Origin of the sequence: Aneurinibacillus migulanus (assembly GCF_001274715.1) — a bacterium.
In the GTDB taxonomy this organism is placed as follows: Bacteria; Bacillota; Bacilli; order Aneurinibacillales; family Aneurinibacillaceae; genus Aneurinibacillus; species Aneurinibacillus migulanus.
Genome location: NZ_LGUG01000004.1, coordinates 2,026,126 through 2,052,055, shown reverse-complemented (window position 1 = coordinate 2,052,055; position 25,930 = coordinate 2,026,126). Strand labels below are relative to the sequence as shown.

General features: G+C 46.1%; 33 protein-coding genes, 2 pseudogenes and 1 riboswitch. Of the genes and pseudogenes, 11 read left to right on the top strand and 24 right to left on the bottom strand.

The annotated features are described in order from the left end of the window. Positions 1-95: 95 nt before the first annotated feature. The 6 genes from AF333_RS11885 to AF333_RS32760 all read right to left on the bottom strand — a co-directional run bounded on the left by AF333_RS11885 (position 96) and on the right by AF333_RS32760 (position 5,042). The gene (locus AF333_RS11885; protein ID WP_052812173.1) at positions 96-500 is read right to left on the bottom strand and encodes a FixH family protein; all 405 of its coding nucleotides are present in this window, start codon (positions 498-500) and stop codon (positions 96-98) included. An 18-nt stretch (positions 501-518) separates the two neighbouring features. After that, entirely contained in the window at positions 519-1,934 is a 1,416-nt protein-coding gene (locus tag AF333_RS11880; protein WP_043066923.1) for a sensor histidine kinase, read from the bottom strand. Continuing rightward, the gene (locus AF333_RS11875; protein WP_074715271.1) at positions 1,931-2,614 is read right to left on the bottom strand and encodes a response regulator transcription factor; all 684 of its coding nucleotides are present in this window, start codon (positions 2,612-2,614) and stop codon (positions 1,931-1,933) included. Before AF333_RS11875 ends, AF333_RS11880 begins: the two co-directional genes overlap by 4 nt. Beyond that, positions 2,611-3,603, bottom strand: a complete 993-nt coding sequence (locus tag AF333_RS11870) for a YncE family protein (RefSeq protein ID WP_043066924.1) — start codon at positions 3,601-3,603, stop codon at positions 2,611-2,613. The genes AF333_RS11875 and AF333_RS11870 overlap by 4 nt, the downstream gene beginning before the upstream one ends. A gap of 351 nt (positions 3,604-3,954) precedes the next feature. Beyond that, positions 3,955-4,587 carry a DNA-3-methyladenine glycosylase family protein gene (locus AF333_RS11865; protein ID WP_158502487.1) on the bottom strand — a complete coding sequence of 211 codons (633 nt, stop codon included), beginning with the start codon at positions 4,585-4,587 and terminating at the stop codon, positions 3,955-3,957. Then, entirely contained in the window at positions 4,584-5,042 is a 459-nt protein-coding gene (locus AF333_RS32760; RefSeq protein WP_043066925.1) for a hypothetical protein, read from the bottom strand. The genes AF333_RS11865 and AF333_RS32760 overlap by 4 nt, the downstream gene beginning before the upstream one ends. 207 nt (positions 5,043-5,249) lie before the next feature. Next, a riboswitch (FMN riboswitch) is annotated at positions 5,250-5,406 on the top strand. Between the two features lie 6 nt (positions 5,407-5,412). Between AF333_RS32760 and AF333_RS11855 the strand changes: the two genes are divergently transcribed. Further along, positions 5,413-6,006 (top strand): ECF transporter S component, encoded by a 594-nt coding sequence (locus AF333_RS11855; protein WP_043066926.1) that lies wholly within the window; start codon positions 5,413-5,415, stop codon positions 6,004-6,006. Positions 6,007-6,553: 547 nt separating this feature from the next. Here AF333_RS11855 and cbpB read toward each other — a convergent pair. The 7 genes from cbpB to AF333_RS11815 all read right to left on the bottom strand — a co-directional run bounded on the left by cbpB (position 6,554) and on the right by AF333_RS11815 (position 12,549). Beyond that, positions 6,554-6,985, bottom strand: coding sequence for a cyclic-di-AMP-binding protein CbpB (cbpB, locus tag AF333_RS11845; protein WP_043066977.1), 432 nt, complete (start codon positions 6,983-6,985; stop codon positions 6,554-6,556). A 91-nt stretch (positions 6,986-7,076) separates the two neighbouring features. Further along, the gene (gene mscL / locus AF333_RS11840; protein WP_043066978.1) at positions 7,077-7,544 is read right to left on the bottom strand and encodes a large conductance mechanosensitive channel protein MscL; all 468 of its coding nucleotides are present in this window, start codon (positions 7,542-7,544) and stop codon (positions 7,077-7,079) included. A 69-nt stretch (positions 7,545-7,613) separates the two neighbouring features. Further along, positions 7,614-10,154 carry an FtsK/SpoIIIE family DNA translocase gene (locus tag AF333_RS11835; protein WP_407638641.1) on the bottom strand — a complete coding sequence of 847 codons (2,541 nt, stop codon included), beginning with the start codon at positions 10,152-10,154 and terminating at the stop codon, positions 7,614-7,616. A gap of 214 nt (positions 10,155-10,368) precedes the next feature. Continuing rightward, positions 10,369-10,764 carry a DUF2512 family protein gene (locus tag AF333_RS11830; protein ID WP_052520457.1) on the bottom strand — a complete coding sequence of 132 codons (396 nt, stop codon included), beginning with the start codon at positions 10,762-10,764 and terminating at the stop codon, positions 10,369-10,371. Between the two features lie 431 nt (positions 10,765-11,195). Beyond that, the gene (locus AF333_RS11825) at positions 11,196-11,423 is read right to left on the bottom strand and encodes a YlzJ-like family protein (RefSeq protein WP_043066928.1); all 228 of its coding nucleotides are present in this window, start codon (positions 11,421-11,423) and stop codon (positions 11,196-11,198) included. Further along, positions 11,420-12,199 (bottom strand): ClpP family protease, encoded by a 780-nt coding sequence (locus AF333_RS11820; RefSeq protein ID WP_043066981.1) that lies wholly within the window; start codon positions 12,197-12,199, stop codon positions 11,420-11,422. Before AF333_RS11820 ends, AF333_RS11825 begins: the two co-directional genes overlap by 4 nt. Before the next feature lie 131 nt (positions 12,200-12,330). Next, positions 12,331-12,549, bottom strand: a complete 219-nt coding sequence (locus AF333_RS11815) for a hypothetical protein (protein WP_052520456.1) — start codon at positions 12,547-12,549, stop codon at positions 12,331-12,333. 259 nt (positions 12,550-12,808) lie between these two features. Between AF333_RS11815 and AF333_RS11810 the strand changes: the two genes are divergently transcribed. Continuing rightward, a complete protein-coding gene (locus AF333_RS11810) occupies positions 12,809-13,420 on the top strand; it encodes a DedA family protein (protein WP_043066929.1) in 612 nt (203 codons plus the stop codon). A 16-nt stretch (positions 13,421-13,436) separates the two neighbouring features. Further along, the gene (locus AF333_RS11805; RefSeq protein ID WP_043066930.1) at positions 13,437-14,027 is read left to right on the top strand and encodes a hypothetical protein; all 591 of its coding nucleotides are present in this window, start codon (positions 13,437-13,439) and stop codon (positions 14,025-14,027) included. Between the two features lie 34 nt (positions 14,028-14,061). On the opposite strand, the gene AF333_RS11800 is transcribed toward AF333_RS11805, so the two are convergent. After that, positions 14,062-14,595: a hypothetical protein gene (locus tag AF333_RS11800; RefSeq protein WP_043066931.1), complete on the bottom strand. Its 534-nt coding sequence runs from the start codon at positions 14,593-14,595 to the stop codon at positions 14,062-14,064. A gap of 171 nt (positions 14,596-14,766) precedes the next feature. Beyond that, positions 14,767-14,895 carry a hypothetical protein gene (locus AF333_RS36770; RefSeq protein ID WP_255322240.1) on the bottom strand — a complete coding sequence of 43 codons (129 nt, stop codon included), beginning with the start codon at positions 14,893-14,895 and terminating at the stop codon, positions 14,767-14,769. Positions 14,896-14,909: 14 nt separating this feature from the next. Here AF333_RS36770 and tlp point away from each other — a divergent pair, with 14 nt between their 5' ends. Further along, complete coding sequence (gene tlp / locus AF333_RS11795) at positions 14,910-15,137, top strand: small acid-soluble spore protein Tlp (protein WP_043066932.1); 228 nt, start codon at positions 14,910-14,912, stop codon at positions 15,135-15,137. Between the two features lie 174 nt (positions 15,138-15,311). Next, on the top strand, positions 15,312-15,509 hold the full coding sequence (locus tag AF333_RS11790) for a hypothetical protein (protein ID WP_043066933.1): 198 nt from the start codon (positions 15,312-15,314) through the stop codon (positions 15,507-15,509). 58 nt (positions 15,510-15,567) lie between these two features. On the opposite strand, the gene AF333_RS11785 is transcribed toward AF333_RS11790, so the two are convergent. The 4 genes from AF333_RS11785 to AF333_RS11770 form a co-directional block, all read right to left on the bottom strand. Further along, positions 15,568-15,906 (bottom strand): phage holin family protein, encoded by a 339-nt coding sequence (locus AF333_RS11785; protein ID WP_043066934.1) that lies wholly within the window; start codon positions 15,904-15,906, stop codon positions 15,568-15,570. A 51-nt stretch (positions 15,907-15,957) separates the two neighbouring features. Beyond that, positions 15,958-16,845, bottom strand: a complete 888-nt coding sequence (recT, locus tag AF333_RS11780; RefSeq protein WP_043066935.1) for a recombination protein RecT — start codon at positions 16,843-16,845, stop codon at positions 15,958-15,960. 20 nt (positions 16,846-16,865) lie between these two features. Next, positions 16,866-17,807, bottom strand: coding sequence for a YqaJ viral recombinase family nuclease (locus AF333_RS11775; protein WP_043066936.1), 942 nt, complete (start codon positions 17,805-17,807; stop codon positions 16,866-16,868). Between the two features lie 128 nt (positions 17,808-17,935). Then, complete coding sequence (locus AF333_RS11770; protein WP_043066937.1) at positions 17,936-18,790, bottom strand: DUF4397 domain-containing protein; 855 nt, start codon at positions 18,788-18,790, stop codon at positions 17,936-17,938. Positions 18,791-18,822: 32 nt separating this feature from the next. Between AF333_RS11770 and AF333_RS37415 the strand changes: the two genes are divergently transcribed. Then, complete coding sequence (locus tag AF333_RS37415; RefSeq protein WP_080787823.1) at positions 18,823-18,987, top strand: PLDc N-terminal domain-containing protein; 165 nt, start codon at positions 18,823-18,825, stop codon at positions 18,985-18,987. 205 nt (positions 18,988-19,192) lie between these two features. Then, positions 19,193-19,537 carry a DUF1516 family protein gene (locus AF333_RS11765; protein ID WP_053432686.1) on the top strand — a complete coding sequence of 115 codons (345 nt, stop codon included), beginning with the start codon at positions 19,193-19,195 and terminating at the stop codon, positions 19,535-19,537. A gap of 45 nt (positions 19,538-19,582) precedes the next feature. Here the strand turns inward: AF333_RS11765 and AF333_RS35055 are convergent. Together AF333_RS35055 and AF333_RS11760 are read right to left on the bottom strand one after the other, a co-directional pair. After that, a pseudogene (locus AF333_RS35055) lies at positions 19,583-19,694 on the bottom strand (RNA-guided endonuclease TnpB family protein); the annotation flags it as partial. A gap of 1 nt (position 19,695) precedes the next feature. Then, positions 19,696-19,904 (bottom strand): annotated as a pseudogene (locus AF333_RS11760) (helix-turn-helix domain-containing protein); the annotation flags it as partial. Between the two features lie 72 nt (positions 19,905-19,976). On the opposite strand from AF333_RS11760, the gene AF333_RS11755 reads away from it, so the two are divergent. Continuing rightward, the gene (locus AF333_RS11755; protein WP_043066939.1) at positions 19,977-20,999 is read left to right on the top strand and encodes a CobW family GTP-binding protein; all 1,023 of its coding nucleotides are present in this window, start codon (positions 19,977-19,979) and stop codon (positions 20,997-20,999) included. A gap of 16 nt (positions 21,000-21,015) precedes the next feature. Further along, positions 21,016-21,243 carry a membrane protein insertion efficiency factor YidD gene (gene yidD, locus AF333_RS11750; protein ID WP_043066940.1) on the top strand — a complete coding sequence of 76 codons (228 nt, stop codon included), beginning with the start codon at positions 21,016-21,018 and terminating at the stop codon, positions 21,241-21,243. Positions 21,244-21,295: 52 nt separating this feature from the next. Here yidD and AF333_RS11745 read toward each other — a convergent pair whose 3' ends face one another. Continuing rightward, positions 21,296-21,685: a winged helix-turn-helix transcriptional regulator gene (locus tag AF333_RS11745; protein ID WP_043066941.1), complete on the bottom strand. Its 390-nt coding sequence runs from the start codon at positions 21,683-21,685 to the stop codon at positions 21,296-21,298. A 144-nt stretch (positions 21,686-21,829) separates the two neighbouring features. Between AF333_RS11745 and AF333_RS11740 the strand changes: the two genes are divergently transcribed. Both AF333_RS11740 and AF333_RS11735 read left to right on the top strand, forming a co-directional pair. Next, on the top strand, positions 21,830-22,384 hold the full coding sequence (locus tag AF333_RS11740; protein WP_043066942.1) for a DJ-1/PfpI family protein: 555 nt from the start codon (positions 21,830-21,832) through the stop codon (positions 22,382-22,384). A gap of 112 nt (positions 22,385-22,496) precedes the next feature. Then, the gene (locus tag AF333_RS11735; protein ID WP_043066943.1) at positions 22,497-23,960 is read left to right on the top strand and encodes a sigma-54 interaction domain-containing protein; all 1,464 of its coding nucleotides are present in this window, start codon (positions 22,497-22,499) and stop codon (positions 23,958-23,960) included. Positions 23,961-23,966: 6 nt separating this feature from the next. Here the strand turns inward: AF333_RS11735 and AF333_RS11730 are convergent, their stop codons facing one another. Beyond that, entirely contained in the window at positions 23,967-24,743 is a 777-nt protein-coding gene (locus AF333_RS11730; protein ID WP_052812174.1) for a D-alanyl-D-alanine carboxypeptidase family protein, read from the bottom strand. Then, positions 24,740-25,864 carry a UDP-N-acetylmuramoyl-tripeptide--D-alanyl-D-alanine ligase gene (locus AF333_RS11725; RefSeq protein ID WP_043066944.1) on the bottom strand — a complete coding sequence of 375 codons (1,125 nt, stop codon included), beginning with the start codon at positions 25,862-25,864 and terminating at the stop codon, positions 24,740-24,742. Before AF333_RS11725 ends, AF333_RS11730 begins: the two co-directional genes overlap by 4 nt. Positions 25,865-25,930: the final 66 nt, after the last annotated feature.

Sequence of the window (25,930 nt, the reverse complement as noted above, 5' to 3'; positions counted from 1 at the left end):
AAAATATGAGAATGCAGAAAAGAGGGTGCGTGTTTTCCTTCTATACGGGCGGGTCAAACGCAGGAAAGGCAAGCGTTAGTCGCTTGCCCCTGTTTTTATTTAACGATGATTTTATGTTTTGCCATGCTATGCAAACCCCGCGCATCGATATGATACATCACATAGTAGGTTCCTGGTTCCTTAAACGATCGGACAACAGAGTAGACACCATCTTCTGTTTTTTTGGCAGGTACCATCGCATGTTTTTCTTTTTGTCCCTCATGCCAAATTTCGAATTTCACAGCTTCAGCATCATTCACTTTTTCTTCGCCCTGTGTTATTGCTACAGAGAACGTGATCTCTTGTCCCGCTTGTGGTGATGCAGGGGAAGCTGTATACTGCGCTTGCAGCTTCTCCGGAACTTTCCTTTCTTCAGATTGTCTTTCTCCCCCACATCCGACAAGGACAAGCAGTAGAATAAACACCAGCCAACCGATACATATATTTCGATAACGTTTCATCTTCTTCTCTTCTCCCTTTCATTCATCCTCATACAGCGGCAATCGAACGATTGCTGTCGTTCCTTCTTTCCTTTTACTTTCGATTGCGAATGTTCCTTTATGCAGGTGCACAATTTGTTTAACGATGGAAAGCCCGAGTCCGCTGCCGCCGTGCTTGCGTGTTCGCGCTTTATCAACCCTGTAGAATCTCTCTCCTAGACGGGAGACCTCTTCGGGCGGAATTCCGCATCCATTGTCTGTTACAGCTAACACACATTGACCAGCCGAGCGATCAATATGTAAGCGGACAAGAAGCACACCTTCTTTTTCAGGCAAATGACGTAATGCATTATCACATAGATTGTGCACTACCTGTTCCAATCGGTCTTCGTCCCCCAAAATAATCGCATCGGGGTCTATATCTACTGTAAGTACAGCCCCTTTTTCCGCTATGAACGGTCTGAACTTCTCTAATGTATCCTCCACTAGCTGACCGAGCGGCAGAAGCGTAATACGTAGCGGATACGATGAACCTTCCAATTGAGCCAAATCAAGCAAATCATGCACAAGCCTCTCCATGCGTCCCGCTTCGCGGTGAATCAAGTGTAGATAGCGTTCTCGCTGTTCGGGAGCATCCGCCACCCCTTCGATTATCGCTTCGCTGTAACCTTTAATGTAGCTGAGCGGCGTGCGCAATTCATGAGAAATATTAGCGAGAAATTCCCTTCGCTGTGCGTCCACCTGTTCCAAGGCGGATGCCATATGGTTAAGCGCCAGGCCTAGGTTACCTACCTCATCCTCTGATGTGACGGCGAATTTTTCTTTGAAATTGCCAAGAGCCATACGAGAAGCGGCATGTTCCATCTGTCGCAAGGGTCGAGTCATCCGGTTAACAAGATGCCTTACGATATAAAGGGAAAACAGGACGAAAACAAGCGAGCTGACCAGAATCACATCGCGCACCTCGCTAACCGCTTCAGTAATGCTTGCAAGCGGCAAATACAAATACACAATGCCTTCGAGCCGTTTACCGTCCAATAACGGCACAATGACCGCCATAATTTGACGTCCAAATCTTCCTTCATATCCGACTTTGCTCACCGTGTACCCAGCCACCAAACGACTGCGCTCTTCTTCCGTTATTAAAGCGTCATATTCGACTTCAAACGGCAAACAAGCTCCCAGTTGACGAGGGTTTTCGGTTACAAAAATCTCTGCCTCAGACGCCTCGTTAATCCGATCTACAGTTGCGCGGAATGCAGGGGTAAATCCCTCGCGCTCATACATCTTTGCGATGCGCTCGCCTTGATAAGTAAGCGATGCCCCGATGTTCTGCACATATAACTTTTCATATAAATACTGAGTAAGAGCATACGTTACAAGTACGGTAAAGATAACGCCGGAGCTGACCAGCAGCCATAATTTTTGATTCAGCTTTAGAGAAATACGCTTCAAGCTGTCACCTCAAACTTATACCCGACGCCCCACACGGTTTGGATGAGTCCTGCATGTTCACCAAGTTTCATTCTAAGCGTCTTTACGTGTGTATCCACCGTTCGAGCATTACCATAATAGTCGTATCCCCATACCATCTCCAACAACCGCTCCCTGTCCAACACTTGCCCTGGATGACGCGCCAGACAGGTCAGCAGGTCGAACTCTTTAAGCGTCAAAGAAAGCTCTGTACCGTTTATCCGCGCTTCATGGCCTTTCGTATCGATTTCAAGTGCTCCATATCGCTCAAGCTCCTCAGAGACGACCGTGGATGGGCGCACCCGCCTGAGCAAGGCTTCGATGCGAGCAAGCAGTTCTCTTGGACTGAACGGTTTCACCAGATAATCATCAGCCCCGATTTTAAGTCCTGTCACCCTATCCACTTCACCCCCACGCGCCGTCACGAAAATAATGGGGATGTCCGATGTCTCTCTTACCTTTTTGCAGAATGACAAACCATCCAGCTTCGGCATCATTACATCCAATATGATTACATCAAACGTACGCTTTGCAAGCAGTTCAAGCGCCTGCTGTCCATCCTCCGCCTCCGTGCAGCGATAGCCCTCGCGCTCTGCATACATGGAGATCAATTCGCGCATTTGCGCTTCATCATCCACTATTAACAGGGAATATCCCTTCACTGTCCGTCACCTTCCCGCACAAACATTTGAATCGGTCCGTCCCCAGCGCGCAGTATCTTTAACGTGCGCATCATTTTCGGGTCTACCACGTAAATCTGATTGCTTTCATAACTCGTAATATACAGAAGCTGACCGTCGCTTACCATGCCAAAAGGATTGGCACCTAACGCAAGTTCTCCAGTGCTTTGCCCTGTATCCATAGCGATTCGCCGAAGCGTATTCGACCCGTGGCTTAGCACAAATAGGGTATCCTTGCCATATCGCACGAATTCAACCGGCATAAAAGGAGCATGAACGTTGCGCAGCTTTTGTCCCGTCTCACTCGAGAATACAGACACTTCCTCTTCCGGAAAATCACCGCGACCATGACCGCCAATCCATAGCTCGTCCCGGTCGGCTGCAAGCAATCCTCCCATGGGCGATTCATTTAGGCGAAACGTACGGACCACCTGGCTGGTTGCCAAATCGATCTCCCTCATATTCGCATCCTGCAAATCCATCACATACAATTTACCGTGCGCTTTGTCTTCCATCATCGTAAATGGGGAGGGTCCAACCTTGATTTCGCCTTTTTGCTGTCCGGCCGTCGTATAAATTCGCACAGTACCATGCAGCTTGTCCGCAAAATATATTTCATCACCGCTGGTCGACAACGTCGCATTAGCAATGCCCTTCCCTGTCTTCCATACGCCCGTTTGCTTGCCGGTGCGCATATCCAGCATACGTACATCTTCAGCGTTTTTCCCATACAGCAATACGGTATGCGAGTTCGTCAGCAACATGCGCGCAAACGTAAAGTCCGGCTTCCAGGTTGCTATGTTTTTGCCACTCTCCGCGTTCAAAAAGGAAACTGTTTGCTCGCGGGCATTCAGCACCGCCAGTACGGAAGCACCATCAGGAATTTTCGTGAACGCAACGGGCTGACATCCGGTCGTAAACAACCAGATAAACGCCAAAATCAAAATAATCACCGGGCGTTTCTTTCCCATTTTGCAAGCTCCTTACGTAGATTGTCTATCCTTATTATACGGAATAATTGTGTGGGTTTTGTGAAATGTCGGATTGCTTGTCGTATAAATGTGGAAAAGCAGTACATGGAGGTGCGTCATGAGAAAAATACTTACAGCAGTCGGATTTACAATTTTAGCTTACGGAACATACCTCGCTTTTATTAAAAAAGAGCGGCGGTATGTCCGCCTGAATTAAATGACGGGCCGGGAATTTCTCCCGCCCCGTTTTTTTAGCCCGGTCCAACGGGCAGTAAGCCCCTAAGACTCCGATAAGTGCATCTAACCATCAGTTTGGGAGGAAAAAAGCCTCCTATTGATGGAAGTTTTACTTTATACGGCTGGCTTATTATTTAAACTGCGCCATAAGTACAGGCTGGCAATCGTTTCATAAGGAGCCCACTTGGTGCCGATTTCAAGCATTTGCTTTTTATCGGGCAGTTCGTCGAGGTTATAATTCGCCTGTATGGCTTTCTTAATCCCTAGATCATCTATCGGATAGACATTCAACCGTCCCATCCCAAACAGCAGGAACATCTCAGCCGTCCATTTGCCGATGCCTTTGACCTCAATGAGGCGTCGGACAATCTCTTCGTTGGATGCATCAGCAAACGTATCCAGTGCAAGCCGCCCGGTCACGCAAAATGCGGCGAGGTCCTTCATATAAGCAATTTTCGATCGTGAAAGCCCCAGTGTCCGCATATCTTCCTCTTCAGCTTTCAAAATAGCTTGCGGCTCCCATTCCCCTCCGAAATAGAGAAGTACGCGGCTAGTAATCGAAGCCGCTGCTTTAACAGATAACTGCTGGGAGACAATCGACTCACATAGGACTGCAAAATAGTCGCTGCGAGGTGTTTGTCGATACGGGCCATACATCTCAATAAGACGCGCCATCACAGGATCAACCCCTGCCAGATAAGCTTCTCCCTGTTCGAAAGTATGCTCGCTCATAATGTTTTGGGTCAATTCAGCTCTCCTCCACTCCGGCGCAACCATTCTGACAGCGCGTCCTGTTTAGCCCAATATCCAATGGGTCCACGTTTTTTTTTGTCCCCAGAGAGGCGGATAATAACATCGCGGCGATATGGCATAATTTCAATCGTACGCCCATCCTTGCATACGATGCGCAACCTGGCTCCTTCTGCTTCATTGGACGCCCCCGTTTTCTCGACGAGCTTCGCACCGTTAAACAACGCTACCGCCTCGCGTCCTTCCTCCTCGTTTAATACACATTCTTCACCATTGCTCATCTGTAAAATAATATCCCTTACATCTTCCGGTGCTACAGTCTGATGCAGATGGTCACTGGAATAGTACTTCTCAAGTCGCTTCAGCCAGCCATTCGGTAGGCCGAATGCAAAAACGAGCACTACAACGACGATATAGCCGATCCATTCTGCATACGGAATTCCAAATATCACGTTTCTCCTCCCCTTTACCCCGTATTACTTCCATTAAGCGTAAGTAATTCCTTATTTTAATCATTATATAATAACCGAATGGATAATAAAGAAGGTTTCTTTTTATAACTCTCTGACTTACTTTTTTCACATTGCACTACTTTTGTATTGACGAATACGTATTTTCATGGCATATTTCTAGATAGGTTGTGATATTTGTACCACCATACAAACCTTCAGGGCAGGGTGAGATTCCCGACCGGCGGTGATGAAGTGTACGTTCGCTTCTTAGTCCGCGACCCAGACGTTAAAAAGCAACCATACGTCTGGCTGACCCGGTGTAACTCCGGGACCGACAGTATAGTCTGGATGGGAGAAGGGAGAACTTCATATGAGAGGAAAGGTACGCAGAACGGCGATGCTATCGCTGTTGTCTACCATCGGATTTCTACTGATGTTCGTAGAGATTCCATTGCCGATGTTTCCTGCATTTCTGAAAATCGGCGTAAGCGAAATTCCAGCGCTTATCGGCGCCATTTTGTTCGGACCGCTAGCTGGAGTCGCGGTAGAACTAATTAAGAATGTTTTACATTTTCTGCTGTCTAATCAAGGCGGCATGGGTGTAGGCGAGCTGTCCAATTTTGTGGCAGGGAGTACATTCGTCGTCGTTTCGGTCTTCTTTATGCAGAAGCTGAAACAGAGCAAAGTCAATTTCTGGCTGGGTATGACAGCTGGAACAACTGCCATGGCAGCGGTTATGTCAGTAGCCAACTACTACTTTTTCATGCCGGCATTCGCATACGTAATGGGCATGTCGGTTCACGATATCGTCGGATGGTCACAAGAGGCTAACAGTAGTATCACAAGCCTGTGGGCGCTCATTCTTTACGCCGTCCTTCCGTTTAACCTGATTAAAGGACTGGCTGAGGCGATTATTACGTATCCTATTTATAACCGTTTGCGCCCTGTGATTCAAAGTAAATAGCTCAGGCGAAAACGTACGCTTCACAACCTTATAAATATATTGATGAATATAAGCTTCCGCTGCCCGGCGGAAGTTTTTTAATGGATCAGAAAGTAGATATCGCTGTAAAAGAAGGAAGCGCTATCCACTTTCTTTCGCTCGTATCGTTTGAAAAATTCCCGAGGCGTGTGCTAAACGTTGTTTTTTCCCCTTGTGGAGCAACCACGCTGGCGAGTTTTTTATTTTTCTTTTTAAATTTTCTGGCGTCCCCCCTCAAAAATAATAATTTGCACGAATATATGTAGCAAAGAACATTGAACGAGGTGACGTACTAATGAACCGTATGGAAATTCTAATTAATTCCGCTGATGAAATGTATGAGACCATGCAAACGCTCCAAAGTAGCTACCCGAATGCGACTTTCGAGGGGCTAGAATACGTCGGTATCGAGAACGGACAACTCTCCATTAAGCTTTCTTACACTTTAAATTAGAAAAAGACAGGCGTGCTTACATGTACGCCTGTCTTTTTTATGGATACACAGGGAACGGAGACATGCTCCGCCCTCTTACGTATTATTGAATTTCAAGTAATTGTTCACCTGTGCGAGAATGGATTTTCGCGTAAGAATCCCAACAAATACACCAGCTTCGTCCACGATACATAAAAATGGATGGTTAATGGAAAGCTCAAGTCCCCTGAAAAAGCCACCATCCTCCCTCATCCATCCTATCTTTTTATTCATCACGTCTTCGACTTTCATCTCACTTAACTTATCGTACTCAATTCCCTCGATGCCAAGGACTTTATCGAGGATGAGCGGCATGCTGATTAGTCCTTTTAACTTATAATCACGGTCTAATACCGGAATGGCTGAATACCCCGATTTCGTCAGAACAAGCAAGGCATGTTCCAGCGAATTGCCCTCTTGGACAATCGCCACTTTGCTGCCAGGAATCATCAGTTTTTCAATCCCATTTTCCAGGGATACATGCTTCATTGTTTTCCCCATACATCCACCGCTTCCCTTTATCGAAAGTCACTGTCTTCTTAATTGTATCATGAAAACGCTTTCCTCGTATATGGTTTCCTTAGGATTGTTCTGCCCTTTCTAATTGAGAGGTGCAAGCCGGGCAGCGGGTCGCCGGAATCGGAATGGCTGATAAACAGTACGGACATTCTTTTGTTTCCGCTTTTTTCTCCACTTCCTCCTCTTGGTTCCGCAGCTCACTCAATCGGGAATACACTCTTACTACGACGAACAAAGAGAATGCAACAATTAGGAAGTGAAGCACATTATTTAAGAAAATCCCATAATTAATTGTTACATCTCCCGCTTTTTTTGCTGCGTCTAGCGAAGCGTACGTCCCGGAAGAAAGATTGATATACAAATCGGAAAAATTAACGCCTTTCAGCGCCAGTCCAATAGGCGGCATCAATATATCTTCTACAAGCGATGTAACAATTTTATTGAAGGCGGTCCCAAGTGCCACCCCGACGGCAAGATCGATAATATTTCCTCTGCTGATGAACTTTCTAAATTCTGCTACAAACTTCAAACCCTGTTTGCTCCTTTCTTCAGCTTCTTCAACCGTTTTTTCCTTACCACCATTCACTCTATTTATCCCTTAAGAAATTTGTGAATCACCAGGTGGAATAAGCACTTCACGCGGCTTGCTTCCTTCATACGGTCCGACGATGCCTCTTGCCTCCATCATGTCGACAAGACGGGCTGCGCGTGTATAGCCAACACGGAGCCGCCGCTGCAAAAGCGACACGGAAGCAGTCTGTGCCTCGCGTACGAGTTCTACTGCCTGCTCGTACAAATCATCTTCCGGATCATCGACTACGGCTGTCTCTTCCTCTCCCGGCATCATCTCCGGGTTGTAACGTGCTTCCTGCTGGTTCTTCACAAAAGTTACAACCTTCTCTACTTCATGATCGCTGATGAACGCTCCTTGAATACGCACTGGCTTGGATGCCCCCATCGGTAAATACAGCATATCGCCGCGCCCTAACAGTTTCTCGGCGCCCCCCATGTCGAGGATCGTGCGTGAGTCAGCCATCGATGATACGCCAAATGCAATACGGGAAGGAATATTCGCCTTAATCACACCTGTGATAACATCCACAGACGGTCGCTGTGTGGCGATAATTAAATGAATGCCAGCCGCACGAGCCATCTGGGCCAGACGACAAATCGCATCTTCTACATCTCCCGGCGCTACCATCATCAAATCCGCCAGCTCATCTACAATAACAACGATAAGAGGTAGCGGAGCGACGCCTTCCTGACGAGCCATCTGATTATAACGCTCAAGATCACGCGTGCCAGATTTAGCGAACAACTCATATCGCCGTTCCATCTCCTGTACAACCTTCTTAAGCGCCATTGAGGCGCGGCGCGGGTCGGTAACCACCGGCGACAGCAGATGAGGAATGCCGTTGTACACATTCAATTCTACCATTTTTGGATCGATCATCATCAGCTTTACTTCACTCGGCTTTGCTTTACATAAAATGCTCATGATAATTCCGTTTATGCAGACCGACTTTCCGCTGCCCGTCGCGCCAGCCACCAGCAAATGGGGCATCCGCACGAGGTTTGCGATAATCGGCTGTCCTGAAATATCGCGTCCGAGGGCGATGCTGAGCTTATCGGACGCACTCACATATTCGTTGCTTTCCAACACTTCGCGTAGCGTAACCAATGCCACTTCGTCATTCGGCACTTCAATACCAATAGCCGACTTTCCTGGGATCGGAGCTTCCATCCGAATGCCGCGCGCAGCCAGCGCCAATGCAATATCGTCTGTCAAACCTACAATTTTGCTCACTTTAACTCCAATGGCCGGCTGAATCTCATAACGTGTAACCGTAGGTCCGCACTGCACCTGCAGCACTTTAGCCTGCACACCGAAACTTTCAAGTGTAGCAACAAGCTTATGCGCGTTGCTCTGTACGCTTTTGGTTGAACCTCCGGCTTTCATCGCTTTCGGCCGATCCATTAACTCCGCAGTTGGAAGCTTGTATGACGGATGATCAGGTGCCTCATCAAAGGCAAGCGGCAAATCAGGAATCGATTCCGGCGGATCTTTCACTTCCGACTTTTTGCGCTCCTGTAGTTTCACTTTAATCTGTGCACCCTCCGTCTTCACCTCTGGTTCGAAAGCAGGTTCAACAGCGGCCTCTTCCTGTGGATATACTTTTGCTGAAAAATCATGCACAATAAATTCATTTTTATGCATTCCTTCATCCGATTGCTCAACCTCTGGCATAAATATATCTTGCTCTGACGTCGATATGATGTCCTTTTTCTTGCGTGCCGTCTGCTCTTTCTTCGCATTTATTTCTTCTGCCGGAGCACGATTGCCAAATAAGCGCGCCACAAAGCTCGGCTTCCGTTCAGCGGGAGGTTCTTCCTCTTCTTCTACTTCTTCTTCTAAGCTTGCTTCGTACGCTTCCTGTTCCTCACGCTCGCGCTGGCGCTGTTCGCGCCGTTCGCTCAGCAGCGTTAGCGCATCTTCTCCCGCCGCTTTTATCCTAGAGCCCCCCGCCGCAAACAGGCGACGTAGGGCAGCGAAGATACGTACATACGAGATTTGAAAGGCCAGCATAAGACCAATTAGCACCATAAACACCACAATAAGCGCGGTACCTGCAGCACCGGCTGCCGCCGAGAAAAAAGCATAACCGAGCGCACCGAACAATCCCCCGCCCACATCTGTCGTAGACGGTTTACCTGCCTCTATCTGCCCCTTCTCTTGAAGCAATTGTTCCCATGTAACAGAGAGTACCGATTGGTCTGCGAACTTACCGCCTGCGGTCAATTGCTCAAACAATAGCATGTGATTCCATACGAGCAGGGAGAAAAACAAAAGAAAAATGCCCATCCAACGCTGTGATACTACATACGGCCATTTTCGCTTGACCATGACATAGATGCCGATACCGACACCGGCGAGCGGAAGAAGAAAGTCCCAGGAACCGGCCACTATTCGAAACACCCATGCAAAATAGCGACCTAACCAGCTCGTATTCGAGAATGTCATAAGCGCTAGAAGCGACAGCGCAATGACTACGAGGCCGTATAACTCATACCGAAGAAATGCGCGAACATCCCTGTTCTTCGCGCTCGCTCCCTTCCGGCCTCCCTTTTTTTTAGCCACTGGTTCCATCACCTCAACATATATGTATAACGTTACAGGGAAAAAGGCAGCCGAACCAAACATTGGCTGCGGTTGCCTTTTTTTCCTGCACATGCGTTCGTATGGCTATTATAGCACAAGAACAAACAGACGGTCATGGAGTGTATTCTGTCGATAATTGAAGAATAAACAAGAAAACCCCACCAGAGCTTTGGCGAGGTTTTCGCTTACAGGATTAATACTTATCGATAGCGGCCAAAAGGCTTTCTTTACGGGTGCCGAGAATCTCTTTCTCAATATATACATGATACAAAGATTCCTCAAAAACAAGATAACCGATAACAACAAGCAAAGCGAACATATGGCTCATGTCATATTTGAAATCGATGAAATAGGCAACCGCCCAAATCCCTGCAACGAATAGCACAACATCGAGCGCAGTAGCTATCCCATTTCCAGCAAAGCGCAGAATCACCAGGTCGCCAATTACATAAGAAACAACGGACAAAATAATGATAGCGGCCAATATGTAGCTGAAGGGTACATTGAATACCAATCCCAGGAACAAGAAAATATTGGCTGAAAAACGAGCGAGTTTGATTCCAAACGCTTTTATATGCGCCTTAGCCATCGTCCATCTCCTCCATTCTCTATTTTTTGCAAATTGCTCTTACTTTGTTTTACACCATTTCGTCAATATTTACACTGTTTATTATCAAATTACCATAATTCAAAAAATTTTACGAGCACTTCGGCTTGAGTATAACTCCATTAATTTACAAAAATGCTGATTATCCAGTATCGTCCAGAGTAGATAGTCACCACAACGAGCCCCAAAGGGGCATCGGTTCATCTCCCGCATAGAAGGTTGTCATGCTCTCTTCTTGCTCCAGTCAAGCAGGGCAGCAAAACATCCGGGTAAGTACACAGAGGGAAACAGTTGCTGCCCTCTTTCGCTTGACCGAAGACAACCGCTCAGGAAGGGAGACGAAAAAGCCCTGTTCGTGTCCCGTTGTTAGTGTCTCTTCTTCTCTAAAGAAATCAACAGGGATATTATACAGACTATTGAACGGTTTCAGGGCGAAAATGAATTCTCCGTCCCGGCGTATAGGCTGGATTCATATAATCGTACGGATTGGGGCTAATTAGGCGCACGATACGTGCCTCATTATTTCCGCACGGCTGAACAAGCATCGTCATCCCATTCATTTGGATTTCCATATTGTCATACGCGGCAGCATCCTCGTTCTGAAAGATGATTTCCATCGGCAAAGTTGAGTAAATAATCATTGTATAACCTGCTCCATCGACTGTGTTTGCGAACGATTCGCTTCAATCCGTTTCTGTAGTTCCCGCATCGCGGCTCCTAATCCGCCTACTTCATCAATTAGGCCATACTCCACCGCTTTCGTACCTACTACATTCGTGCCAACATCACGGCTCAATTCGCCGACCTTCAACATCAGCTCACGAAATTTCTTTTCTTCGACTTTAGAATTCCTTACAACGAAATTAACAACCCGATCCTGCATTTTTTCCAAATACTCGAAGCTTTCCGCTACCCCAATAACAAGTCCGGTCAATCGTACTGGATGAATGGTCATGGTAGCTGTCTCAGCAATAAACGAATAATCAGTCGCTACCGCAATCGGAACGCCAATACTATGTCCGCCACCGAGCACAAGTGAGACGGTTGGTTTCGACATAGAGGCAATCATCTCTGCGATCGCAAGACCGGCTTCCACATCACCACCTACTGTATTCAAAATGACGAGTACGCCTTCAACATTTGGATTTTGCTCCGCCGCAACCAACTGTGGAATCAGATGTTCATACTTCGTCGTTTTATTTTGCGGCGGCAGTTGGACATGTCCCTCAATTTGTCCAATAATGGAGAGACAGTAAATATTGCTCTCACCAGAAGATGGAATGCTCGTCTGACCGAATTGTTGAATCATTTCCGTTACCGCTTTACGTGGTTCATCTGCTTGCGGGCCGGACGGAGGAACCTCTTTCGGTTTCACCGGCTCTGTTTGCGGTTGCGTTTGCGGCTCAAAATCGTTCATTTGCTCTCGCACATCTTTCCCTCCTCTTTCCTAGGTACCCATAGTATGAATTGTGCGAGGAAAAAGCATGCATCCTTCAACATAAGAAAAATCCAGGGGACTCCCTGGATTTTCCACATGCATCTATTCGCTCACTTCTGGTTATGAAGCAGCCCTTGCCGAACGTATTTTGTTATTTTATGGATTGATACCTGGGTTGCATTGGCGATTTGCATTGCATTGGAATAAGGATTGCTGCGCAGATACTCCCGTACTTTGATATACGCATCCGCTTCTTCTTCTGATTCCATGCCGAACGGAACAGGCATCGTGAGGGTCCGTCCCTCCATTTGATATCCTTTTCGTTCCATAAATATCCCTCACTTTTTCAACAATTTGTTAATTTTATTATAATTCCTAGTTTTTCCGCATAAAATAGAGAGATAGATGTGGTTATTGCTTTTATCCTCTATATGGACAAGGGTTATATTCCTATAAGACGAAAGATATCTAGTTCTTTTTGCAGTCTTTATGTCCCCGTCCAGCTTTTCCTTGTGAAAAAAGCGTTCTTGCCTGTAAAATGGATAAGGTGAAGAAAAGCGAAAAGCTTAGTGAAAGACGGGAGGATATATGGCAGAGTTTATTCGTTCGGCGTTAACCTTTCTCAGTGATTTAGGTTACTTCGGGATTGCTATCGGACTCATGATCGAAGTGATTCCAAGCGAGATTGTACTGTCCTATGGTGGTTATCTCGTAGCACAAGGGGAAATCAAGTTTGTGGGCGCGGTTATCGCCGGAATTATCGGTGGCACAATTGCCCAGTTATTTTTGTACTGGATGGGCTATTACGGAGGGCGTCCATTCCTTGAGAAATATGGGAAATACTTGTTAATTCGAAAAAAAGAAATCGATAAAGCGGAAGAATGGTTCAACCGGTACGGTGTTGGCGTAATTTTTACCGCCCGCTTCATCCCGGTTGTCCGGCATGCAATTTCCATTCCGGCGGGAATCGCCCGTATGTCTGTCGTTAAATTTACTATTTATACCACACTGGCGATCATTCCCTGGTCCATTCTATTTGTGTATCTGGGAATGCAACTGGGCTCGCGCTGGGAGCAAATCGACGAGTTCGCAAGACCCTTCATCCAGCCGATGATTTGGATTGCGCTTGTGGGTACGGTGATTTATCTACTCTTTACCTTACGCAAACGCAAGAAATCGTCCCGTTTCTCCAGCCAGTAAAATAAGGGGGAATGGCATGAAGCAAACAAAAAAATATCGGCAACGGGTAGGCATTGGCCTATGTATCCTCAGTCTTTCTACCGCATTTGCGCTGGCAGGCTGTACAAGCAAGGAAAACCTGCCGACTGAACGAGAACTGTCGGCAAAAATTGCCGAGAAACAGGAACAAAAGCGGGAAAAACAAATGACGGATACAAAAAAAGAATTGGACAGCTATTTCAATTCTCTTGCTGCCGGAGTCAAAACACTTGGTGATAAAAAAGAGGCGTTCTTTGAGGCTTTTTCTGGATTAAGCGAGAAAAAGCTAACGGAAAAAGAGGCGCAGGTCCGTGTCTCTTCCGCTATCACCAACTATGAAAAAGAGCTAAGCAACCTTACTAGCCTCAAGATTCCACCATACGAAGAAATACAACAATTCCATAAGGAAATGTACCTGGCAATGGAAGCCTACGTACCGGTTATGAAAAAAGCTGACAAAGGGCTTCGAAATCGAGATGCTAACGTCCTTAAAAAAGTAGAAAAACAAATGCTCTCACTTGATAATCAAGCAAAGAAAGTGCTTGAAAAAACCGCTAATTTACAAATTCAAATTAATGCAAACCAATAAAAACAGGGTCTCGTCCAAAAGACGAGGCCCTGTTTCATGATGACTCCATTTCTTTATACTCGGGATAGCCGGATACTTGATACGATTTATGTTCGGGAATATATCGGATCGGAAAATGAATCATGTAGTGCTTTATCACAGCGTCAACCCTCACCGACGCTTCCAATTCTATATCACCCGTATACTGACTTTGTGCCGTAGTTTTCCTTACCCAGACCTGCTCAACCTGTTCTACACGGGGCCACATTAGCTTTTCTGCCGCGATGTCAGACGCCAGGTACTCATGCATTCCTGATTGCATGCCGTCAGCAACAAGCCATTTTCTGCTGAACGTTAAGGCAAACGACTTGGCTTCAGGAGTCGCTGTAGCATGGATTTTCTGCGAAGGAATGAAGGTGTTCTCTATGTAGGAAGAATTTAGCCGAATCAAACTGGTCGCTCCACTATAAATAAGCACAAGTGTTGCAGCAACCCCGATTACCTGAATAGCACGAATCCAGGCAGGACTTTGCCCTTGCTTTCTCCATTTCTTGAGCAAGCTTATCTTATTCTTGTCTTTGTCCTCCATTCGCGAACACTCCTGCTACGCGCAATCGCGCTTCATTTTTCCACGATACATATATTGGCAACGCGTTTATTCTATCATGAACCTTGCGAAATTTCTATCATTCACCAAAGTAAGACATCCTCTCTTCTCGATTAAGAAAAAAGGATGTCAAGCTAAGGCAATCAGCCGATATTATACTTCCGAATGTGGTGGCAGAATGCCAATCCGGTCGACTTCCCGTCCGTACTTTTCCAGAATAGACGATCGGCTTTTGTCGCACAATACGTTTCGTAATGCAGTCGCATTCATCAATTTACGCAAGGAGGAATTCTCGTATGGCAAAGCCGGATAACCGTAAAGACAATGCGCAAAAGCTGAAGGAAATGGTGCAGAATACTATCGGTAATATTGAAGCTGCAGAAGAAACGATGAGTAATACGCATCTAAGTGAAGCGCAACGTCAGCAAGTCCGCGAGAAAAACGAGCGTCGCAGAGCAAGCATCGATTCCATGCGTAATGAAATCAAGGACGAAGCACAGGCACAGCAAAACCGATATGAATAACGGTTGGGCCTATATAGAAAGCCGGAGATATCCGGCTTTCCCCATACATAACCAAATGTTCAAAAATCAAATACAAAATAGGCTGGACAACGTTTCTTGGTTCGAATATTATATAAATCGTGTGTATAGATACATATAACCAGTGGAGAAAATGAAAAACAGGAAGTGGATGCAATGAAAAACATTCAAGAAGCGCTGTCTGCAGGTGAGACAATCGAATTAACCGACTTGTTTAATGATCGCTTTCAGTGGGATGCTTCATTCGACTTGATGGAGCTGCTGAACAGCGGACATGTGAAATACAACGGCGTAAAATTAACTCGTGAAGAAAGCCTAGAAATTATCAAGGCACTCAAAATCCTCGCCGCTTAACATACGCGAAAGCCCCCGTCTGCAAATCAGCGGGGGCTTCTGTCTTGTGTTCCATGCTTCAATCTTCAAAAACTGCCGATAGAATACTGCTGACAATCGAAAGTACGATGGAACCAAAAAATGCTGCGAAAAAACCTTCCACATGAAAGCCTGGCACAAGCTTACCGGTTAACAGCAGCAGAAGCGCATTAATGATAAGTGCGAATATACCCAGCGTCAGAATTGTGACTGGCAGAGCCAAGAACTGCAAGATAGGGCGCAAAATCGCATTGATTAATCCAAGTACAATCGCAGCGATGAAAGCGGCCGCCACACTATCAAACCAGATAGCATCAAACAGCCAAGCCACAATCAAAAGCGAGACAGCAGATAAAATCCAGTGCCAAATCCATTTCATACTATTCTCTCCTTTCTTTTCTCTTTCCTTCTACTTTATTGTATAGGAGAACTAGTCGTCTATTTCATTTTTTCTTCCTTTATTTTGTCGGCTCCCGCTTTGCTCATTCGTTTGTTCGTCCTTCTCTCTTTCGGTTGTTTCTTGTTGCTGTCCACGTTGCGTCGGCATGTCTTTCACAGATATGACCTGCGCTTCCAATGGCCGATTATACACACTAACCGGATCTTCGGTTATATCTGGGCGTACCGTTTCATCCTGCGCGGCGCTACGCATAATTTCCACGCTAAGCGGCAAATATTTGAACATGTGACGGATGACTGTTTTCTTGGCCATTTCTTCATAATCTGTTACCCATGGACCGCTATTGTACGAACGGGACCGCATGCGGCGCCTGTCAATTTCTTCTTTAGACATAAATTCAAACTGATAGCCGCCATCCATAAAGTGTGCCACAGCATAGACGCCGATAAATTCGCCCCGTTCATTCATTACCGGACGATGTGTAAGCGACGGGTGCAATCCGTACTCATATTCGAATTCATCATTCGAGTATACTTCATGTGCATATATGCTTTTGATGTTCCCGGAACGGCGTGCCAGATCGATCATGCCTTTATAGCCGATGATAAACGTCGCTTCTCGTCCATACGGAATAATATAACATTGTCCAAGTAGCCCCGGTTCAAGACCAAGTTGTGCCGCCTGCATAACAGCGCCTAGAAGAGAAGGAATAGTACACTCCAATAGCTGGGGATTGGTACGAATCGTCGTCAATGCGATACGCAATAACCGATCCACATCCATATGCTTTGGCATCACACGGGCGATTTCCGGTTCCATTTTTTTTAGATAAGCGCCAATGGTTTGTGCCGGTGTCGGCGGGCTGCTCTGTGTTTCTTGCGCTTTTGTCTGCAGTTTACTCTTCAAATCGTCTGCCATTGTATCTCCTCCTGTTTCATTTACGTAATTAAGAAGCGTCGTGACATCGTTGGACGGACGAATTCCTCATAAATATCCGGCCGCTTCTCCTTAAGTGCCTTCACATCTACAGTCCGGCGGGAGATGTTCTTCCAGCTAATACGGTGCTCCCCCGTGATACCGGTCTCATGTCGGCCGATTAGTACTTTAAGCCGATTCTCAGCTTCTCGCTTATGCGTTTCGGCTTCTTGTATGTCCCGGTCCGCTTGCTCCCATCGAGCAATTAATTCTTCCGCTTCCTCCGGCAGCACCGTAACGCTGTCCGCTTCCCCTTCAGGATACATATGTCCAAGTAGTTCTGTTGCCGCTTCGCTTCCATCCGGCAATGGAGGAATACGGGTGAGCACATGGTTGTGCCAAAAATGACCGCAGATTTGCACGCTAAGCTCAATCAACTCCTCATCCCGCTCTATAATCTGATAGTGAAACGTATTGCCACCGATAAGTACAGCAAATGCTCCCCAGCTCAGACCTGTAACATACAAATACCATTGGAGTTGCAGTTGATAGACCTCCGGAACTCCTTCCTCCTCCCATTCTTTGCGCATATATTCAGAAGCTGTTTTAATCTCAAGCACTCCGTTGCCACGCTCGGCATCCATAATTAGCCTGTCAATATTACCGATAGCCCATTCCATGTTAGGATGTTGCAGAATCGCATTACGTCGCTGTAATTTATACCCGGTTCGGCGAGTAAATTCGTCTGCAATAACTTCTTCGAGCACACGCCCGAAGTGCATCGCCTCCGTATCTTCCCTCTCAATTGTCTGTCCTATTTTCTCCAGATAAACAGCAAGCGCTGATTTACGCTTGTCCACGCCGCAAATAGCACCCACGTCACTCCCGCCAATTCCCTGTCTGCGCCAGGCCAGCCATTCATCGCGTGCCAAGTCTGTTGTATTTACAAGTCGTATCGCCTGCATGGTTCCTCCTTCAACTGTTATACATTTCCGTTTCGGTTACTTTCTATCTTTACTTTCCCCCTTTTCTCAAAAGAAAAAACATCCCGCCTTATCCTGAAAGACAAGCGGCGGGAAAATGATAAAGTGAGCTACATGGAATTATCCAGCAAAAGCAGCGCCTTCAAAGGCGGATGACCTTGGGCCAAACCAATGGCAAACGATGAATATACTACATTTGTACGTAATGTCACGTTCGGTACGGTAAGGACGATTTGTGCAGTACCGGCAAGGCGTACTTCAACATCAACTGTGCCGGCTGGTACCTCGATATATCCGGTCGCCTGCTTGAAGGAGACATTACGGAATAGTATAGGGCCTCCCGTCACTGCAATATCGACAGCTGGAGCATCAGGTGATAGATGCACGAACCTCACTTTCGCTTTACCATACACAGGTACAGGCATATCAGCAATCGGCAGCAAGGTAAAAGCAGCCTGTTTGCCGACTATGGCAACCGTATAGAATTTTCTAGCATCTACGTCCAGTGTTTGGCTTAATAGCGGACGCCCTGTCGGATTTTTACCTGCAGGGAAAAGTTCTACCTTATACGTCCGGGATGGGATTGGCAAATATTCTGTAGCCTGACCGTAGGCAATATTTTGTGCGATCCGCACGCCGTTTGCATATACGTCTACTGCCGGTACATCCGGAGATGCATGTAAAAGCCGAACACCTACATTATGAAGCGGCATCATATCAGTCATATTCATTTCACGGTCCACAGTGGACACTTGTAATGCATGTGTATCCATGTAGAGTGGTATTCCGTTATATTCTTTTCCGCTTTCGTAATACGCCTCCAGTCTGCTTACGTGTTTAATATATTTTTTATAATACTTCTCGTGCAGAACCGGATCTGTATACTTGTATTTATCTGCGAACATCATATACATGGTTGCTTTATTCAAATGATAGGTGAGTCTGTTTTCTTTAGGAAAATTCATTCTTACTCCCTCCTTTTTTCGCACGTTGCAATATATGCATATGCCCAAAGAAAGGGAAGAGGAGAATTCATTCACTTCTTGTCCTTTCCGTTTCGTTCATTCTTGAAGAAAGGACTCCTTACAATACACTACTGTGGCTTTCCCTGCTTTTCTTCATGTCTATTTTCGGATATATCCTTTATTTATACTCAGGATAGCTGTATTTGAAAGGATTGTTGTTCCGCAAACATCGGATAGAGCGTTAACTCAGTATGCCACTGCTTCCTATTTTATGGAACTGCTTCGTTCAGGTATTCAAGTCTACTTGTATCCTATGATATAGTTGAAAGGGTCTATTGTTCAGACAGTATTGAAAACGCGACAGTAGCCAATTACATAATAGCGAGGAGAGACACGTGTTCGATGTCGTCGGTTGACTTACATTCAAGCTTCTGGGTGATTGCCCTCATTCTGTTCTTCATTAGCTACATTCTACTGCGTCGGCGAAATATGCGCGGCCAATTGGTTACACACATGATATTACGTCTGGTCTACCTGTTCGTACTCTTTACGGGCATCAGGCTAGTGATGCAACTAAACGCAATGCCGATTACGCTCGTAAAAGGCTTCCTTGCGCTTATTCTCATCGCTCTAATGGAGTCCATTTTAGTGAGGGGAAAGAAAGGGATGCATATTCCTTTGCTCTGGATTTTATTCTTTATCGATATAGCCGCCGTATTTTACATAGGATACGCCGTCATCGGCTAATATAGTACAGATGGAAAGGATGCTGCTTCTCCGGCGGCATCCTTTCTCTTTCGTTGTATAGGACTGAACCTTGTTCTTTTTGCTTTTGAAGCGTGGAGCATCGTTTTGCTTTTTAAAGAATCGTGAGTAAGCATCAGCGAGATTCTTTACTGATGATNCTTCTTTGAGCGAATGCTTTCTTGAGTTGTGGAAGTTGGGAAGAACAGGTGTTATAGGTTAATCCCTTTCCTGTCTCCTTATACGTCTCCTTCCACTTTGTCAGGAAGTGATTAAAAATGAATTGACTACAGCCAATCGTTTTATTGATGAGTACTGCTTGTTCCTTATTTGGGTAGATGCGAAACTTATAAGCTTTGTTTATTAACATTGATTTCACCTCCTTCTTTTGCTACCATCATAATATGGTAACAAGTTATACTCAACATTCTGGAGGAAAAATATGCCACAAATTCCTGTTGTCATCGTGAGCGGCTTTCTGGGCAGCGGTAAAACGACGTTACTGCTTCGCTTATTACAAGAAGCGACCCAGCGCAATCTTCAACCTGCGGTTCTAATGAACGAACTCGGCACGATTGACGTAGACGGCCGCCTGGTCAATGCGACTATGCAAGAAAGCCAAATTATGGAGAAACTGCTCGACGGCTGCATCTGCTGCAGCAAAAAAAGCGAAGTCGTCGGTAGCATGGAGAAACTGCTAACCCAGCAACCAGATGTTATTTTTGTAGAGCTAACCGGAGTGGCGAACCCTGAAGAAGTTATCGACATGCTGACAGAACCGCAATTAAAGGAAAAAGTTCGCTTCCATACGATCCTAACCACCCTGGACTCCTATTATTATCTCGAATATACGAGCATCTTCGAGGTAGACAGGCAACTGGTACGTACAGTAAAGCGTCAGGTAGAAGTTGCAGACATTATCATTGTTAACAAAACGGAGGATATGAAGGAAGCCCACAAATCGAAACTACTGAAAGCACTACGCAAACAGAACGAACGCTCACCGATTGTATTTACGACCTACAGCGAAATTAACCTAAACTCTGTATTCGAAACAATAACACATCTTCAAAAAACTGAAAGCTATAAAAAACCGCTATTCAACATTGTCTCCCCTGCACAGCCGCACAAACACGAGCATCATCCTGTTCATACGGAAGCAAACGAAGGCTCATATTCCAGGGTGCAGACATCTACCTTGCCTATACATGGAGCCGTACAGGCCAAAAAATTAGAAAAGTTGCTAAAAACATATCATCCGTATTTGTTGCGTGCCAAAGGCTATCTTCCTGTTACAGGCAAAGATGGCATGTATCTAATGCAATACGCTGCTAAACGAACAGAATGGGAAAAAATCGAAGACATAACAGATTATTATCTAGTGCTCATCGGCATCGACTTACCGATAGAAGAAATCCATGAAAAATGGCAGGAAATGTTCCAGAAGACGGCGACACAACAGTAAGTAAAGGAGTTTCACAATGCAGTCAGTATTCATTTTCATCATTCGTTTCTATCAACGACTTATCTCGCCCCTACTCCCGCCGTCCTGCCGCTTCTATCCAAGCTGCTCGCATTATGGGCTGGAGGCGATTCGACGCTTCGGCGCACTTAAAGGCGGATGGTTAACCGTTAAACGCCTGCTGAAGTGCCATCCATTCCACCCAGGCGGTATAGATCCTGTACCAGAGAAAAAGGAGCATAAATAATGCGACAGCCAAAGTGATGATACTCTATTTGGAGATGAAAAAAGAGACACACCTACACGTGTCTCTTTTCTTCTTCTGTCGTGTTCTTTAATTCTCTCATTCTTGTTTTGCCCCATTCATACATCATCTGAATAATCGGCATCAGGCTCTCACCTAGCCCGGTTAACGAATACTCTACACGTGGCGGAACTTCCGGATATACATGGCGCTGTACTACCTCATCCTCTTCAAGCTCACGCAGCTGATTTGTTAGCATTTTATGCGTAATTTTAGGGAACAGGCGCTGAATCTCACTGAAACGCAACGCACCATCCACACCCAAATGATATAAAATTACGATTTTCCACTTTCCGCTTATAATAGATAGCGTTAATTCTTTCTCACAGTTAAAGTCTTTCTCCGCAATCCGTTTCTTGATATCTTTGCGTAAATCGCCTGCCATTTTGCAACGCTCCTATCCTTATCTTTCTTCTATAGTACCTTTTATGATACCTACGCACAAAAAAGTGCGTCCTTCACGCTTCACCCCTTATACGAGTACAATCAACTATGCACAAAACATTTTAACTAGAGAGGTGTTTTATTCATGGCAAAAAAAGTATTGATTGTTACCGGCGATGCCGTTGAAGCCTTAGAAGCCTATTATCCTTATTATCGTGCACTTGAGCAAGGGTATGAGGCCGATATTGCGGCTCCGAACAAGAAAACCCTGCATACCGTCGTACATGACTTTGAAGATTGGGAGACATTTACCGAGAAACGGGGCTATCAGCTAGAAGCAACCAAGGCATTTGCCGAGATTCGTCCGGAAGACTATGACGGATTGATTATCCCGGGTGGACGAGCACCAGAACATATCCGCATGCATGAAGATTTCTCCCGCATCGTGCGCCATTTCTTTGAAGCAGATAAACCGATTATGATACTTTGCCACGCTAGTGTATCGCTTACTGTACTGCGTGATGTATTAAAAAATCGCGAGCTTACCGCATACATTGCGTGCAAGCCGGAAGTCGAAGCATGCGGAGCTACCTATGTAGATGAACAATTCCACGTCGATCGGAATCTCATCTCCGGTCATGCTTGGAACAACCTTCCAGAATTAATGCGCGAATTCGTGCGGCAAATGGAAGCAAAATAAGAAAAAAACGGGGTGCTTCTGCCCCGTTTTTATTTATGTGCTTGATTTTTTTGCATATCCATGATTAATTTTATTGCAGGTATAAAACCAGCGATAAAACGGGGTGCAAAAAATGAACATATCAGAAAGAGAGAAATTGGAACGGAAGCTACGAATTTACGAATATATCCTCGACCAAATTAACGAAGGAATTCATGTTATCGATGAAGATGGCGTATCGATTATCTACAATGAAAAAATGTCTGAAATCGAAGCAATGAAAAAAGAAACCGTGCTTGGAAAAAGCTTGCTTGATGTCTTTACGTTTACTGAAGAACAAGAGAGTACCCTGTTGCGTGCACTGCATCAGGGCGAGACGACAAAAAATGTAAAGCAAACGTACTTCAACGCAAAAGGTAAGCAAATTACAACAATTAATAATACATTTCCGATTCAGGAACAAGAACAGACTGTGGCAGCGCTTGAACTCGCTAACGACATTACACGTATGGAACATATGCTGCGTGAAAACTTTCTAAAGGACAAAGACACGCGCTACGTATTCGAGAGCATTATCGGGGAGAGCGCAGCCATCCGCGAAGTTATCGACATGGGACGCCGCGCAGCCCGCACCTCCTCTTCCGTACTCATCGTCGGAGAAACTGGAACGGGCAAAGAATTGTTCGCCCAGAGCCTTCACAATGACAGCACTCGCTCATCCGGTCCGTTCATCTCGCAGAACTGTGCGGCATTACCAGAACACCTTATCGAAGGGCTTCTGTTCGGCACAAAGCGCGGCGCCTTTACAGGAGCGATCGAACGGCCGGGTCTATTCGAACAAGCCCGGGGCGGCACACTCCTGCTCGATGAGATTAACTCGATGAGTCCTCCTCTGCAGGCCAAACTGCTGCGAGCCTTGCAGGAGAAGAAGATTCGCCGTATCGGTGATACGAAAGACATGGAGATTGATGTACGTATCATCGCGACGATGAACGAAGATCCGATCGATGCGATCGCAGGTGAGCGTCTGCGCAAAGACTTGTATTATCGGCTTGGTGTCGTCACCTTGTTCATTCCACCCCTTCGGGAACGACAACCTGATATTGAACAATTAGCCTTTCACTTTATCCAGAAATACAATCGATTATTCCATATGAATGTAGAGAGCATCCACCCGGATGTACTGCATTCCTTCCATGAATATGGTTGGCCGGGCAATGTACGGGAACTTGAACATGCAATCGAAGGAACGATGAACTTCATTGCCGATGAAGTGGAGATCGGTATGCAGCACTTGCCTCATCACATTCGGCGGAAGCTGTTGCATCTATCAAGAGGCGAGGCCGAAGAAGTTCCAGTATACGATGTAAGTCCGCTACCCGTTGAAACAAAAGCGGAAGAGACAGATACCAGCTTTGCTCATGTCCCGCATGATTTGAAAAGCCGAATGGCGGCATTCGAAAAAAAATACATCCGCCATGTCATTGAAAAGAATGGGAACAACGTGTCACGAGCGGCCCGCGAACTCGGCATTAGTCGACAAAGCCTGCAGTACCGGCTGCGTAAATACGGTATGGGCTTCACACTCGATGATTAATCGGCTCTATGTGAACGTATCTGCATAGGCAAGCAGGGCCGCAGCTTCTTCATTACGCCTCTTTTTTGTCGGAGTTCCCATCACAACAGCAATTAATCGGCCAAGTTTTGGATGCGGCGCAGTGGCGCACAGACAATATTTCGCACGAGGTGTGTATCCCGTTTTTAATCCATCGACGCCAGGGTACATCCCTAGCAGCGTGTTCGTGTTGCGAAGCCGATGATTTGACCGTCCGCTTCGTTGTATGATTGCTTGTTTGCGTGAGGTGATACGCAGTACTTCTGTATGCCGTGTAAGCTCACGTGCAATGATACACATGTCGAAAGCAGTAGCATGATGCCCCTGAACAGATAGACCGTGCGGGTTGCGGAATTGTGTATTCACAAGTCCAAGACGTACAGCCTTTACATTCATTCGTTTTACAAATGACGGAACGCTTCCGGCTATATGTTCAGCCAACGCGATGGCGGCGTCATTTCCAGACGCGATTAGAAGCCCTGTCAAAAGTGCACGAACGGTAATCCGTTCCCCGATCCGAAGCCTCATGCTAGATCCACGGACAGCGGAGGCTCGGTGGCTCACCCGGACTTGTTCTCTAAGCGATAATTTTTTGCTGGCTACCTGTTCCATTACAAGCAGTGCAGTCATCATTTTGGTCATACTAGCAGGAGACAGTGGACTGTGGGCGTTCTTCTCCCACAGTATCCGTCCGCTCTCCGCATCCATAAGGCAAGCAGCCCTGGCAGTTAGTAGCGGAGACGAACTAGCTTCTCCTTGACTCATATCAACTGCTTCCATCCTTTGCTTATTGCCCGCTCTTTTACATAATGTACTGTTTTCTCCAATCCGATTTTGTGAGATGCTTTGAGCAGAATGACAGTGTTTGGTTTTAAACAGGCAAGAACCGCCCGACGAAGCTCCTCCTCCGTCTCGAACATCCTAATCCTCTTGGCCGGAAAACCGCAGCGGATCGCACTTAATGCAATAAGCTGAGCCTTTTTACCATACGTATACAAATAATCAATGCCGGTATCTGCTACGCATTTCCCGACTTCCCCATGGGCTTCGGACGAATACTTGCCCATCGCAAGCATCGTACCCAGCACAGCAACCTTCGTTTTCCCGTCTATTTTGTTCAATACCTCAAGCGCAGCCCGTACGGCGTTCGGGTTGGCACTGCATGAATCATCAATCAACGTCAGCCCTCTTCCATAACGGAAGACATTTAGACGGTGCGGTGTCCGCTTGTACGAGGCAAGCCCAGAGCGTATTTCTTCCGGCGTAAATCCAAGCTTATGGGCGATAGCAATAGCATTCAGCGCATTATACACATTGTGCTCTCCGTAAATCGGAATATAAAACGATTGCAGCTTCTTGTCGAGCTGTATATCAAATCTCATTCCGCTCTTCTCATAGCGAATATTGCCCGCCTGGAAATTGGCTTTCTTTTTAATGCCGACCGTGACAATCGTACCCTGGAACTTTTTTGTCTCCAACAGTTCGGAATTTAAATCGTCCGCATTTGTCACCAAATAGCCCGTTTGCTTCATATACTTTATCAATTCGGATTTCGCCTGGGCGATGCCTCGCACACTTCCACCTACGTTTCCAATATGCGCTGTGCCGACATTTGTAACAACCCCCATATTCGGACGGATGAACTGACAATGCTTTCGAATTTGTCCGCGTGCACCCATACCGAACTCAAGTACTGCAGCACGATGAAATGGGCGGATCCGCTTCGCGTTGCGCGCAGAACACGTATGCTGGTTAAAGCTGCGGTATGATGCAAAAATACGCCATCGGGTTCTCAGGATAGAGGCAATCATTTCTTTCGTCGTTGTTTTTCCGGCGCTGCCAGTAATGGCAATGACAGGCTTACTCAAAATGAGCGTTTTAGGCACGGCAATCCTCTCCTCTGTATGCGCTACAAAAATTGTTTACCACAATGTATGCAGCGGACGAAAAAA